Annotated in this window: 10 protein-coding genes; all 10 read left to right on the forward strand. The window is 58.7% G+C overall.

Annotated features, from left to right (window positions below; genetic code table 11):
* The first annotated feature begins 9 nt into the window (after positions 1-9).
* Positions 10-717, forward strand: a complete 708-nt coding sequence (locus tag DBW_RS09215; RefSeq protein ID WP_066727118.1) for an ABC transporter ATP-binding protein — start codon at positions 10-12, stop codon at positions 715-717.
* A gap of 7 nt (positions 718-724) precedes the next feature.
* Entirely contained in the window at positions 725-994 is a 270-nt protein-coding gene (locus DBW_RS09220; RefSeq protein ID WP_066727120.1) for a double zinc ribbon domain-containing protein, read from the forward strand.
* The gene (locus DBW_RS09225; RefSeq protein ID WP_066727122.1) at positions 991-1,281 is read left to right on the forward strand and encodes a hypothetical protein; all 291 of its coding nucleotides are present in this window, start codon (positions 991-993) and stop codon (positions 1,279-1,281) included. Before DBW_RS09220 ends, DBW_RS09225 begins: the two co-directional genes overlap by 4 nt.
* Positions 1,278-2,435: a two-component system sensor histidine kinase NtrB gene (locus DBW_RS09230; protein ID WP_231875312.1), complete on the forward strand. Its 1,158-nt coding sequence runs from the start codon at positions 1,278-1,280 to the stop codon at positions 2,433-2,435. The genes DBW_RS09225 and DBW_RS09230 overlap by 4 nt, the downstream gene beginning before the upstream one ends.
* An 11-nt stretch (positions 2,436-2,446) precedes the next feature.
* Entirely contained in the window at positions 2,447-3,796 is a 1,350-nt protein-coding gene (locus DBW_RS09235; RefSeq protein WP_231875313.1) for a sigma-54-dependent transcriptional regulator, read from the forward strand.
* Between the two features lie 239 nt (positions 3,797-4,035).
* Complete coding sequence (locus tag DBW_RS18525) at positions 4,036-4,182, forward strand: hypothetical protein (RefSeq protein ID WP_157471855.1); 147 nt, start codon at positions 4,036-4,038, stop codon at positions 4,180-4,182.
* A 409-nt stretch (positions 4,183-4,591) separates the two neighbouring features.
* Complete coding sequence (locus DBW_RS09240) at positions 4,592-5,911, forward strand: TolC family protein (protein WP_066727126.1); 1,320 nt, start codon at positions 4,592-4,594, stop codon at positions 5,909-5,911.
* Positions 5,908-7,431 carry an efflux RND transporter periplasmic adaptor subunit gene (locus DBW_RS09245; protein ID WP_066727128.1) on the forward strand — a complete coding sequence of 508 codons (1,524 nt, stop codon included), beginning with the start codon at positions 5,908-5,910 and terminating at the stop codon, positions 7,429-7,431. The genes DBW_RS09240 and DBW_RS09245 overlap by 4 nt, the downstream gene beginning before the upstream one ends.
* A 41-nt stretch (positions 7,432-7,472) precedes the next feature.
* Positions 7,473-10,697 carry an efflux RND transporter permease subunit gene (locus DBW_RS09250; protein WP_066727129.1) on the forward strand — a complete coding sequence of 1,075 codons (3,225 nt, stop codon included), beginning with the start codon at positions 7,473-7,475 and terminating at the stop codon, positions 10,695-10,697.
* Positions 10,690-13,008 (forward strand): heavy metal translocating P-type ATPase, encoded by a 2,319-nt coding sequence (locus DBW_RS09255; RefSeq protein WP_082820278.1) that lies wholly within the window; start codon positions 10,690-10,692, stop codon positions 13,006-13,008. Before DBW_RS09250 ends, DBW_RS09255 begins: the two co-directional genes overlap by 8 nt.
* The last annotated feature ends 18 nt before the right edge of the window (positions 13,009-13,026 follow it).

Below are 13,026 nucleotides of genomic sequence, written 5' to 3' on the forward strand. Positions count from 1 at the left end.
GCTAAAATTATGGCACTGATCGAAATAAACAACCTGCACAAAAACTATCTCAATGGCAACGATTGCGTGATTGCCCTAGGGGGGGTCGACCTTGCTATTGAAGAGGGGACCTTCCTCGGGGTCATGGGGCCATCAGGATCGGGGAAGAGCACCTTCCTGGCCCTGCTCGGCGGATTGAGCGCTCCCACCAGCGGCAGGGTCCGGATTGATGACATCGACCTCTATAGTCTGCCCGGCGAGCGGCTGGCCGATTTCCGGCGGGAATTTCTCGGTATTGTCTTTCAGTCGTTCAACCTGGTCTCCTACCTGACCGCGCTGGAAAATGTGATGCTGCCTCTGGCCGTAAAATCGCTTTCCCGTCGGGAAAAGCAGGGTCTGGCGGAACAAGCTTTGGCCCGGGTCGGACTGGCCGGACGCCTCGGCCACCTGCCAACGCAACTGTCAGGCGGTGAACAGGAGCGGGTCGCGATCGCCCGGTCGCTGGTCAATCGCCCTTCTCTGCTGCTGGCCGATGAACCGACCGGCAGCCTTGATTCGGAGACCAGCCGCGAGATCATGGGGTTGTTCGCCGAGCTCAACAAGGCCGGGCAGACCATCGTCATGGTCACCCACAATCTGGAAAATCTCGACTACTTCAACCGGACCATTCATCTGCGTGACGGTCGGATCGTCGATGATCGGTGCAGGTTTGCCGGGCCACGACTTGCGGTAGGGTAAAAATTCCATGCTGCTGATATTTCTTCTGATCTTTGCCCTTCTCGCCCTCGCCATCGTCCAGCAGATCGAACGGCGCCCGGCGAAAGCGGAACCACCGTACGGCAACTGCCCCGGGTGCGGTGGCCGGGCCGAGGTCGACTGGCTCATCTGCCCGCGTTGCAAGGAGCTGTTACAGTGTCAGTGTCCAGGGTGCGGGGAACGACTGCCGGTATTTCATCGCTTCTGCACGGCTTGCGGCACCTCCCGTAAAGGCAGTTTCGGAGCCGATCCGCCATGACGATTCGATCTGTTCTCATCCTGCTCGGCGGCGGCGCGGTCATGCTCGGCGTCCTGGGTTACAACCTCTGGTCGTACAGCTGCGGTTACTGCACGCTGCGTTCGCTGCTGACCCTGGGCCTACCCGGATACCTGCTGTTGGTCCTGAACCTGATCCTGTTAAGCGTCTGGTTGATCATGCGGCGCCGCCGGGCCAGGGAGGTCAAGGGCGACCATTGCCGTTGTGGTACCGCTCTGGCCGGCGAATGGCACTATTGCCCCGGTTGTGGGGAGGCAACAGGTCGATGAGCGCCCGGAGCATGCCATCGTCGCGGGATATCACTCCAGGATCGGGCCCAATCACTCTCGGAACCGTCTTCCAGCCGCGCGTCATCATTCTCGCGGCGGTCATTGCTGCCATTACCCTTGGCCATTATCTGACCGGCATCCAGTTCCACCATTACCATGACATCTTTCGCCGGCTCTATTATCTGCCGATCATTCTCGGCGGCATCTGGTTCCAGTTGCGGGGCGGTCTGGCCACGGCTATTGTGGTGTCGATCGTCTATGCTCCGCATGTCGTCCTGCAGTGGGGCGCCCATCCCGATGCTCAGTTGGAGCAGTACCTCGAAATTATCCTCTACAATGTCATCGGGGTTCTTACCGGCGGATTGGCCCGCAAAGAAAAGAGCCAGCGGCAGGTTCTGGAGACCACGGCGCATGACCTGGAAGTGAGTTTTCAGGAACTGAAGGAACAGGCCAAGCTGATCCTGACATTTGAAGAGCAGTTGTTGCGTGCCTCCAGACTTTCCGCCCTCGGTGAACTGGCCGCAGGACTTGCTCATGAGATCCGCAATCCCCTGGGCTCCATTCGGGGTACTGCGGAAATCGTCAAGGACTCCACTCTCAGTGAAGAGCAACGGGTCGAGTTTTCCGCCATCATGATCCGGGAGGTCGATCGCCTGAATCAGGTCGTCACCAACTTCCTAAGCTTCGCCAGGCCGGCTCCCACGGAAATGAATGCCTGCGACCTGAATGCGGTTCTGAATGAAATCGTCGAGTTTTCAGCCGTCCAGTGTCAAAAGAGCCAGGTCTCGGTTCAGCTGGTCCAGCACAAATTGCCGCTGGTTTCTGGCGATGCCGACCAGTTTAAGCAGGTATTCCTCAACCTTTTGCTTAATGCGGTCCAGGCGATGCCCGGGGGCGGGCTGCTGGAAGTCACCACCCAGCTGCGGGACGGAATCATTGCCGTCACTTTTAAAGACAACGGGCCCGGGATTCCTAAAGAAATTCTCGGGAAAATCTTCAATCCATTTTTCTCAACCCGCCATACCGGGACCGGCCTGGGGCTGGCTATTTCCCAGAGGATTATTCAGGCCCATGGTGGCCAGATTGAAGTTTCGAGCGAAGTGGGGGAGGGCGCCCGCTTTGAAATTCAGCTACCTGTGGTGGACGAAATATGAAAGAGGCTAATTTGGCACACGAAACTATTCTGGTAATCGACGACGATGATTCGTTGCGCAAGATTATCGAATTCACCCTGCGCCAGGCCGGCCATAAAGTCGTCGCCTGCGCCAACGGCGAGGAGGGACTCAAGGCATTCGACCGGTTCAAACCCGGTCTGGTTATCACCGATGTCCGGCTTGGCGACATTTCCGGCTACACCATCCTCAAAAAGGTCAAGGCGGCAAGGCCCGCTACCCTGGTGATCGTCATTACCGCCTTCGGGTCGATTGAGAATGCGGTTGAGGCTATGAAACTGGGTGCTTACGACTATCTTGCCAAGCCCTTCACCCTCGATCAGCTCAAGGAGCTTGTCAGCAAAGCCACCCGTTTCCAAACCATCCAGGCATCCATGCCCGAGCAGAGTAGCGCGGCGAAGGTCACCCCCCGCAAGGCTATAGTCGGTCAGTCCCAGGCGATGCATTCGGTGATGAATCTGATCGAAAAAGTCGCCGCTAGCGAAGCCAGTGTGTTGATACTCGGGGAGAGCGGTACCGGCAAGGAATTGGTCGCCCGCTCCATTCATCAGAAGAGTGTGCGGGCCCAGGGCCCTTTCATCGCCGTCAATTGCGCGGCGATCCCCAGGGATCTCGTCGAAAGTGAGCTCTTTGGCCACATCAAGGGCTCCTTCACCGGTGCAGTGAAGGATCGGGCCGGCAAATTCGAACTCGCCCGCGGGGGAACGATTTTTCTGGACGAGATCGGCGACCTCCCGCTGGAACTCCAGCCGAAACTGCTGCGAGCCCTGCAGGAACGGGTGGTTGAACCGGTCGGGGGAGAGAGCCATTCGGTCGATGTCCGGGTCGTTGCCGCCACCAACCTGGATATCGAGACTGCTGTTGCCAAGGGCACCTTTCGTGAGGATCTTTATTACCGGATCGCCGTAATTCCTGTGAGCCTTCCTCCCCTGCGGGCGCGGCGGGAAGATATCCCGGCACTGATAGATCATTTCCTGGAGAAATTCGGCCGCGGATCCGAGGTGACTTTCACGGCGACCGCCATGCAGTCCCTGCGTGATTACCGGTGGCCCGGCAATGTTCGGGAGCTTGAAAATGCCATTGAACAGTTGCTGGTCCTGGCCCCGTCCAACACAATTGAGGAGAGTCAACTTCCGCCCAGGATCAGGCAGAACAGGGGATTGGCTGCCAGGGAAATTCTTCAGTTGCCGGAAGAGGGATATTCCCTGGAAGAGTTGGAAAAGGAGGCTGTATTGCAGGCCCTGGAGCGAAACGATTGGAACAAAACCCGGGCCGCTGAGTTTCTGAAAATCCCGCGCCACATCCTGCTTTACCGTATGGAAAAATTTGGCATAACGAAATAACTAAACCCGGTCTGTCCGCTGACTCCACGCCCTTTCCGGAAAGACTTCAACCCCCGCCATTCAGGAAATTCGAATAGTCTCCAGCGTCGACGAAAATCCTCCACTAAATTTCACTCAGTAATATTTCACCTGAAAAAAAATCAATAAAAACAAATGGTATCGGTGTTCCAGGGTTGGCACGCTGATTGAAACACTCTCTGTTCAAGTGTTTCCTTAACCCCTGGAAAGGAGAAATCATCATGAAACGATTGACGCAAACCGTGACATTGGCCCTGGCTCTTTTGGTGCTTGCCGCCTGTTCCTCGGTGGTCGGTGGCGGGTCGGTTCCCAATGCGCGGCTGAATCACCAGACCCAGATTATTGGACCAGCTGCCGATGGGCCCTGACTGGTTACCTACGGAGAACGAAAAGAGGGCGGCTACTTCAGTCGCCCTCTTTTCGTTCTCCGGGGAAGGTCCGCGAACTTCATCGATGGTCAAAGCAAGAGCGGGAAGACCTGAATTGGGTAGGTCAGGGCTCTGGGGAATATTCGACGAAGAATCGAGGAATATTCCTCAGAATGGTCTGTCTGCAGCTACAACCTGAACTGAAAATAGTATGATATCGATAGGTTGCGTTGTGGCATGGAATCTGTAGAGTTGTATCTGAAGCTGGTCGCCAACAGGGAGAGACGAGGCACCTTTCGGCCGATGCTTTTCGCCGGGGGGGCGAGTGAGCCCTGCGACCACCAAATAAAGAAATGGCATACTATAAAAGACATCAATAGCCGCTGGTATTCCTTACGGAGTTGAGCCCATGAAGTTCTGGACCCCTGTATTATTCTTCCTTGTCGCCAGTCTCTGCCTGGCGCCAGCCGTCCTCGCCGTGGAGCAGTCCCCCGCTCCGCCCGTGCTGCAGGAACTGGTCGCCGAAGCGCTTGCGAACAATCCTGATCTGCAGGCTGCCCGGGACCGCTGGGAGTTGTTCGGGCACAAGGTCGCAGCAGCCCGAACCCTCGATGACCCGATGCTTGGAGTGGCCTTTTCCAATTATCCGATCGACAGTTTCCAGGCTGATCAGACAGCGATGACCGGCAATGAGATCAAGCTTTCCCAGAATTTTCCTTTCCCGGGCAAGCTTGCGGCCAAGGGAAATCAGGCCGAGGAGCAGGCGCGCTGGTATCAGTCGGTCTACGAGGACAGCAAGCTGCTGCTCGCCCAAAAAGTGAAGGATGCCTATTACCGGCTCTATTTCCAGGACCGGGCGATTGCGGTCAATGAAGAAAACCTCGATATCCTGGAAAATTTCGTCAGCCTCACCAAAACCCGTTACGAGGTGGGGACGGGACTGCAGCAGGATCTGCTCAAGGCACAGGTTGCGCAGTCGCAATTGATCGACAGGCAGTTGACCCTGCGCCAGCAGCGCAGCAGCGTTCTGGCTGAAATCAACCGGCTGTTGGCGCGACCAGCGGCACAGCCCCTGGGGACGGTTTCCGAATTGGCCATGACCCCGGTGGAAGTCGACCCGGCGGCGCTGCTGGAGAGAGCCCGCGAACACCGGCCGATGTTCGCCTCCTTTGAGTCCCTGATCGAACGCTTCGCCAGCCAACGCAAGCTGGCCAAGCTCGATTATCTCCCCAATTTCAATCTCTGGGCCAGCTACCGATTCCGGGACGATGGCCTGCCCGATCGCGGCACCGACTTCGTCAGCGCCGGTTTCGGCATCAATCTGCCACTTTGGCAGGAAAAGCGCTCCGAAGCCGTGGCCGAAGCTGATTCGGGACTGCGCATGGCGCGCCGCCAGCTGGAGGACTTCAGCAACCAGCTCGGTGCATCCATTCAGGATATCTATGCCCAACTCGAGAAGAATCGCGATCTGGTCCAACTCTTTGCCACCGGAATCATCCCCCAGGCGCAGCAATCCTTCGATGCCAGCCTGGCGGCCTACCAGGTCGGCAAGGTCGAATTTCTCAGTCTCCTTGACAGTCTGATGTCTCTCTACCGCTACCAACTCGATTACCAGCGCGCCGTGTCCGACTATCAGCGCAATGTCGCCAAGCTTGAAGCTGCCACCGGCGTGACCCTTTCCGGAACGGCGGCGCTGCAAAATCCATCAACCGACAGGATGAAACCATGAAGCGAGCCCGCAAACCCCTGCTGATTTCCGCCCTGACTCTGGTCCTGCTCCTTTCAGGTGTTGGCTGGTATGCGGCGCAATGTATTGTGGCCATGAACGATTGGCAAGTTCGTGAACCGGGGGTGGCGTTGGCTGCTAGCAAGTACACCTGCGGCATGCACCCCTTCATCATTACCGACGAGCCGGGCAATTGTCCGATCTGCGGCATGGCCCTGACCCCCTTAAAGGCAGGAACGGCCGGAGGGGAGGCGGAGGCAAGGCCGGCCGCGTCCGGTGAGCGCAAGATCAAATACTGGGTGGCGCCGATGGATCCCACCTACATCCGCAATGAACCGGGAAAATCGCCCATGGGGATGGATCTGGTGCCGGTCTACGAGGATCAGGCGCCCGGCGGTGCGGTGATTTCCATCGATCCGGTGACCATGCAGAACATGGGGGTGCGAACCGCGTTGGCCACACGTAGGGACCTGGCGCGGACCATCCGCACCGTCGGGCTGGTCGGTTATCAGGAGCCGAAGCAGTACACGGTCAATACCAAGATCAACGGCTGGGTGGAAAAACTCTATGTCAACGAAACCGGCCAGCAGGTGAAGAGAGGGCAGAAGCTTCTGGAGATTTATAGCCCCGACCTGGTCAGTGCCCAGGAGGAATATCTGCTTGCCCTGAAGAACAGGGAGGCGCTGGCCCAATCGCCCTTTCCCAAGATTGCCGAGAGCGGCCGGCAACTCCTTGAAGCGTCCCGGCGTCGTCTGCAGCTCTGGGATATATCCGAGAAATCGATTGCTCGCCTGAAAGAGACCCGCCAGGTCGAAAAGAGCCTGCCCCTCTACGCGGCCCATAGCGGCATCGTCTCGATGAAAATGGTTCAGGAAGGGCAGGCCGTCAAGAGTGGCATGGATCTGATGACCATCTCTGACATCTCCCAGGTCTGGGTGCTGGCCGATATCTATGAATATGAACTCCCCTGGGTCAAGGTCGGGCAGCAGGCCGATATCATTCTTCCCTTTGTCGGAAGTAAAAAAGTCTCCGCCACCCTGAGCTATCTCTATCCCTACGTCGAGCCCAAAACGCGTACCGTCAAGGGACGGTTTGTTCTCGACAACCCCGGCTTCGAACTCAAACCTGACATGTACGTCAATGTCCATCTCAAAACCAGCCCGGTTCAAAACGCCCTGACGGTCCCCGTCGAGGCGGTCCTCCGTTCCGGGGCGAAGAATACGGTATTTGTTACCCGTGACACCGGGAAGTTCGAACCGCGCGAAGTGAAGATCGGGGTGCAGGACGACCAGGGGAACCTGCAGATCGTTCAGGGGCTGCTGGAGGGGGAACGGGTGGTGACCAGCGCCCAATTCATGCTGGACTCGGAGAGCAAGCTGCGCGAGACGATCGCCAAGATGCTCGAACCCAAGGCTGTGGAAGCAACGCCTCCAGGGAAGGCTGCCGGCGCCGACCAGGTGAATGACCTGTTTCAGGACGAAAAAGGGAAGACTCCGGCAAAGCTGGATGACCTGTTCCAGTAAACTGGTTAAGGTTTTACCTCCTTTGCGGATAAGGAATTGACATGCTGGAAAAAATTATCGACTGGTCGATCAAGAATAAATTTCTGGTGGCTCTGCTGACTTTTTTTATCATTGTCGGTGGCCTCTACACCATGTTCAATACACCCATCGATGCCATCCCCGACCTGTCGGATGTGCAAGTCATCGTCTTCACCGAATATCCCGGTCAGGCACCGCAGGTGGTCGAGGACCAGGTCACTTATCCCCTCACCACCCAGATGCTCGCTGTCCCCGGGGCCAAGGTGGTGCGCGGCTACTCCTTCTTCGGCCTCTCTTTCGTCTACATCATCTTTGACGATGGTACTGACCTTTACTGGGCTCGTTCCAGGGTACTCGAATATCTCAACTACGCCGCCGGCAAGCTCCCCAAAGGTGTTACCCCGAGCCTCGGCCCCGATGCCACCGGAGTCGGGTGGGTTTATGAATATGTTCTGGAGAGCGACAACCACGACCTGCAACAGCTTCGCTCAATCCAGGACTGGTTTCTGCGCTACGAACTGACCGCCGTCGAGGGTGTTTCCGAGGTTGCTTCCATCGGTGGCTACATCAAACAGTATCAGGTGGAAGTCGATCCCGACCTGTTGCTCGCCTATCACATCACCATCCCCCAACTCAAAATGGCGATCCAGCGGTCCAACAACGATGTCGGCGGGCGTCTGGTGGAGATGGCCGAAACCGAATTCATGGTGCGCGGGCTCGGCTATCTGAAGTCGAAGGAGGACATCGAAAGGGTCGTCGTCGGCACCGATATGAAGGGGACGCCAATCCTGGTGCGGGATCTGGCCACCGTGACCATCGGACCGGAACTGCGCCGCGGGCTGGCGGAACTGGACGGGCAGGGGGAGGCGGTCGGCGGGGTCGTCGTCATGCGCTTTGGCGGCAACGCCCTGAAGACCATCGAAAACGTCAAGAAGAAGCTGGCCGAACTGCAGCAGGGGCTCCCCGATGGGGTGCGGATCAAGGCGGTTTACGATCGTTCCGGCCTGATTGAGCGGGCGGTGGAGACTCTGAAGGGAAAACTGATTGAGGAGAGTATCGTTGTCGCGGTGGTGACCGCTCTCTTCCTGTTTCACTTCTCCAGCGCGCTGGTGGCGATCTTCACCCTGCCGGTGGCGATTCTGATGGCTTTCATCATCATGCATTTCCAGGGGATCAACGCCAACATCATGAGCCTGGGCGGTATCGCCATCGCGATCGGCGCGATGATCGATGCGGCGATCATTATGATCGAGAACGCCCACAAACATCTCGAGCGCGATCGCGGCAAAAAGCCGCACTGGGAGATTATCGCCAACTCGTCCAAGGAGGTGGGACCTGCGCTCTTCTATTCCCTCCTGGTCATCACCGTCAGTTTCTTCCCCGTCTTTGCCCTTGGGGAGCAATCAGGGCGGATGTTCAAGCCCCTGGCCTATACCAAGACTTACGCCATGGGAGCGGCGGCGCTGTTATCGGTGACGGTGGTGCCGGTACTGATGGGCTGGTTCATTCGCGGCAAGATCCCCGACGAAGAAAAGAACCCGATCAACCGGGTACTGATCCGCCTTTATCATCCGGTGGTCGATTTCGTTCTCAAGTGGCGCTGGTCGGTACTGATTGTCGCCCTGCTCATCACCCTGAGCAGCATCATCCCGCTAAAAAAAATGGGCTCGGAGTTCATGCCGCCGCTTTACGAGGGGGACCTGCTCTATATGCCGACCACCCTGCCGGGAATCTCGATTGGCAAGGCCAAGGAACTGCTGCAGCAGACCGATCGGATTATCGCCACTTTCCCCGAGGTAGAGCACGTCTTTGGCAAGGTCGGACGGGCTGAGACCGCCACCGACCCGGCACCCCTCTCCATGCTGGAAACGACGATTATGCTTAAACCGGAAGAGGACTGGAGCAAGGTTCATCACCAGCGGTTCTACAGCGGTTGGTCCGACTCCTTCGAATGGGTGAAAAAACCGTTGCGCTGGATCGTGCCGGAAGAGAGCACCATTACCGTGGAGGAACTGAAAAACCGGCTCAATGAAGCGATCCAGTTTCCCGGTTTGACCAACGCCTGGACCATGCCGATCAAAACCCGTACTGACATGCTCTCCACCGGCATCAAAACCCCGGTCGGGATCAAGATTATGGGCGATGATCTGGCAACCCTCTCCCGGTTGGGGGAGGAGATCGAGGCGATTGTCCGTGATATTCCCGGCACATTAAGCGCCTTTTCCGAACGGGTGGTCGGCGGCAACTATCTTGATTACGAGATCGATCGGGATGCCCTGGCACGCTACGGTCTGACCGTGGGGGATGTGCAGGATATTATCAGCTCGGCCATCGGCGGCATGAACGTTACCCAGACGGTCGAGGGGCTGAAACGGTACCCGGTGAATATCCGCTACCAGCGTGACTACCGCAACGACCTGCAGGCGCTGGGACGGGTGCTGGTACCGATCGCCGGTGGCAAGCATATCCCCATCTCCCAGGTGGCCAAAATCAGCATCAAGAAGGGTCCCCCGGGGATCAAAAGCGAGAATGCCCGGCGCACCGCCTGGATTTACGTCGATCTCAAGGGTAGTGATGTCGGCTCCTACGTGGAAAAGGCCCAGAAGATCATCGCCGAAAAGGTCCAGCTGCCGGCCGGTTACAACATCGTCTGGAGCGGCCAGTACGAATATATGCAGAAGGCGAAGGCGACCCTGATCGTGGTTATCCCGCTGACGCTGCTGATCATTCTGGTTATCATCTACATGAATACCAAGAGCCTGGTGAAGACCGGTATCATCTTTGTCGCTCTGCCGCTTTCGCTGGTCGGTTGTTTCTGGTACCTCTACCTGCTCGGTTACAACACCTCCGTCGCGGTCTGGGTCGGGGTGATCGCACTGGCCGGGATTTCGGCAGAAACCGGGGTCGTCATGCTCCTTTACCTCGATCTTGCCTATGAACTCTGGCTGAAAAATGGCCGGATGCAGACTTTTGGCGACCTGACCCAGGCGATTCATCATGGCGCGGTCAAACGGATCCGCCCCAAGGTCATGACCATCTGCGTAATCATTGCCGGCCTGGTACCGATCATGTGGAGCCACGGCGCCGGCGCCGATGTCATGAAACGGATTGCCGCGCCGATGATCGGCGGGGTGGTCACCTCCGGCCTCATGGAACTGCTGGTCTTCCCGGTCATCTATTTCATGTGGCGGGGGCTGAAACTCTCCCATGATTTCACACCGACGGGACTGGAGGATATCCATGAGTAGGGACGATGCCCTTGAAAAGGGAGCTCTGCAGGATCCTGTGTGCGGCATGACCGTCAGTGAAGAGAAAAACGCCGGTCGCTTCAGCTACCAGGGGCGGGAATATCTCTTCTGCTCCAACAAATGCCTGAAAAAGTTCAGCTCCGACCCCGAGGCCTATCTTAAGCCGCAATCGCCCGAACCAACGGACGCGGAGTCCTCTCGGGAATACACCTGCCCGATGCACCCCGAGGTGGTGCAACAGGGGCCGGGGTCCTGCCCGATCTGCGGCATGGCCCTGGAACCGCGAACGGTGTCGGCAGGAGAAGAGGAGAACAGCGAACTGGTCGATATGACCCGGCGCTTCTGGGTCTGCCTGGTGCTGACGGTCCCTGAACTGCTGCTGGCGATGGGACCGATGGTGGGAGTACCGGTCGAGCGACTCGGCTCGCCGCGAGTGCTGGGATGGATTGAGCTGGCCCTGGCGACGCCGGTTGTGCTCTGGGGGGGCTGGCCCTTCTTCGTGCGTGGTTGGCAGTCTCTGGTCAGTCGCCATTTCAACATGTTTACCCTGATCGGGCTGGGAGTCGGTGTCGCCTACGGTTACAGTCTGATTGCGGGTCTCTTTCCCGGCCTGTTCCCGGCGGCCTTTCGCGGCGCCGACGGGGAGGTCGCAGTCTATTTCGAGGCGGCCGCCGTGATTGTTACCCTGGTCCTTCTGGGGCAGGTGATGGAGCTGCGGGCACGCAGCCAGACCGGCGCCGCCATTCGCGCCCTGCTCGGACTTGCTCCAAAGATGGCCCGTCGCCTGGAGCAGGACGGCAGCGAGCAGGACGTTCCCCTCGATCAGGTGCAGCCGGGTGATCGGTTGCGCATTCGTCCCGGTGAGAAGGTGCCGGTCGATGGCAAGGTGGTCGAGGGAAGCAGTTCCGTCGACGAGTCGATGGTCACCGGCGAGTCGATGCCGATGCAGAAAGGTGTCGGGGAACATGTTATCGGTGCGACGGTGAACACTACCGGCTCACTGGTGATGGTCGCCGAACGGGTTGGCTCGGAAACCCTTTTGGCACAAATCGTCCAGATGGTCGCCACTGCCCAGCGCAGCCGGGCGCCGATCCAGAAACTGGCGGATCAGGTTGCCGGCTACTTCGTGCCGACTGTGGTCGCTGCCGCGTTGCTCACCTTTGCCGTCTGGGCCTGGTTCGGCCCGGAACCGCGCCTTGCCCACGCTTTGATCAACGCTGTTGCGGTCCTGATCATTGCATGTCCCTGCGCCCTGGGACTGGCGACCCCGATGTCGATCATGGTCGCCACCGGCAAGGGCGCCGGTCTGGGAGTGTTGTTCAAGAATGCCGAAGCGATTGAGGTGATGCGCCAGATCGACACACTGGTGGTCGACAAGACCGGTACCCTCACCGAAGGAAAACCAAAGCTGGTCTCGGTGTCGGTTGCCACCGGCGGCGACGAGTCCACCTTGCTGCGCCTGGCGGCCAGTCTGGAGCGGGGGAGCGAACACCCTCTGGCAGCGGCGATCGTTGCCGGCGCGCAGGAACGCGGCGCCGACCCGGCGGCGGCCGAGGATTTTGCTTCTCTCACCGGCAAGGGGGTCACCGGCCGGGTTGACGGTCATCAGGTGGCCCTCGGCAATCTCCAGCTCCTCGACGAGCTCGGTATTGAACCTGGCCCCTTGGCCGAGCCGGCGGAAGAACTGCGAACGGCGGGGCAGACGGTGATGTACGTCGCCGTCGATGGCGCGGTGGCCGGGATCCTCGGCGTCGCCGATCCGATCAAGGAGACGACCCCGGAGGCGATTCGCCAATTGCAGGCAGAGGGGATCCGCATTGTCATGCTGACCGGGGACAATCGCACCACGGCCGCGGCCGTTGCCAGCGAACTGGGACTCGACGAGGTGGAGGCGGATGTCCTCCCCGATCAGAAGGTGGCCGTGGTCAAGCGCTTCCAGGCGGAAGGTCGCAAGGTAGGCATGGCTGGCGACGGCATCAACGATGCGCCGGCGCTGGCCCAGGCGCAGGTGGGAATCGCCATGGGAACCGGCACCGACGTCGCGATGGAGAGTGCCGGCGTCACCTTGGTCAAGGGCGATCTGCGGGGCATTGTCCGGGCACGACGGCTCAGTGACGCCACCATGCGCAACATTCGCCAGAACCTCTTCTTCGCCTTTTTTTATAATGCCCTCGGCGTGCCGATCGCTGCCGGGGTGCTCTACCCCTTCTTCGGCCTGCTGCTGAGTCCGATGATTGCTGCTGCCGCCATGAGTTTCAGCTCGGTTTCGGTGGTAAGTAATGCGTTGCGGTTACGAAAACTCAGACTGTAGCTCCAAGGGTTCACATCT

It is taken from the genome of Desulfuromonas sp. DDH964 (assembly GCF_001611275.1).
GTDB lineage: Bacteria > Desulfobacterota > Desulfuromonadia > Desulfuromonadales > DDH964 > DDH964.

What these genes read in the sequence shown, in the direction of transcription:
- DBW_RS09250 (WP_066727129.1), top strand. Translation starts at nt 7,473, where the DNA reads ATGCTGGAAAAAATTATCGACTGGTCGATCAAGAATAAATTTCTGGTG.
- DBW_RS09220 (WP_066727120.1), top strand. Translation starts at nt 725, where the DNA reads ATGCTGCTGATATTTCTTCTGATCTTTGCCCTTCTCGCCCTCGCCATC.
- DBW_RS09255 (WP_082820278.1), top strand. Translation starts at nt 10,690, where the DNA reads ATGAGTAGGGACGATGCCCTTGAAAAGGGAGCTCTGCAGGATCCTGTG.
- DBW_RS09230 (WP_231875312.1), top strand. Translation starts at nt 1,278, where the DNA reads ATGAGCGCCCGGAGCATGCCATCGTCGCGGGATATCACTCCAGGATCG.
- DBW_RS09225 (WP_066727122.1), top strand. Translation starts at nt 991, where the DNA reads ATGACGATTCGATCTGTTCTCATCCTGCTCGGCGGCGGCGCGGTCATG.
- DBW_RS09215 (WP_066727118.1), top strand. Translation starts at nt 10, where the DNA reads ATGGCACTGATCGAAATAAACAACCTGCACAAAAACTATCTCAATGGC.
- DBW_RS18525 (WP_157471855.1), top strand. Translation starts at nt 4,036, where the DNA reads ATGAAACGATTGACGCAAACCGTGACATTGGCCCTGGCTCTTTTGGTG.
- DBW_RS09245 (WP_066727128.1), top strand. Translation starts at nt 5,908, where the DNA reads ATGAAGCGAGCCCGCAAACCCCTGCTGATTTCCGCCCTGACTCTGGTC.
- DBW_RS09240 (WP_066727126.1), top strand. Translation starts at nt 4,592, where the DNA reads ATGAAGTTCTGGACCCCTGTATTATTCTTCCTTGTCGCCAGTCTCTGC.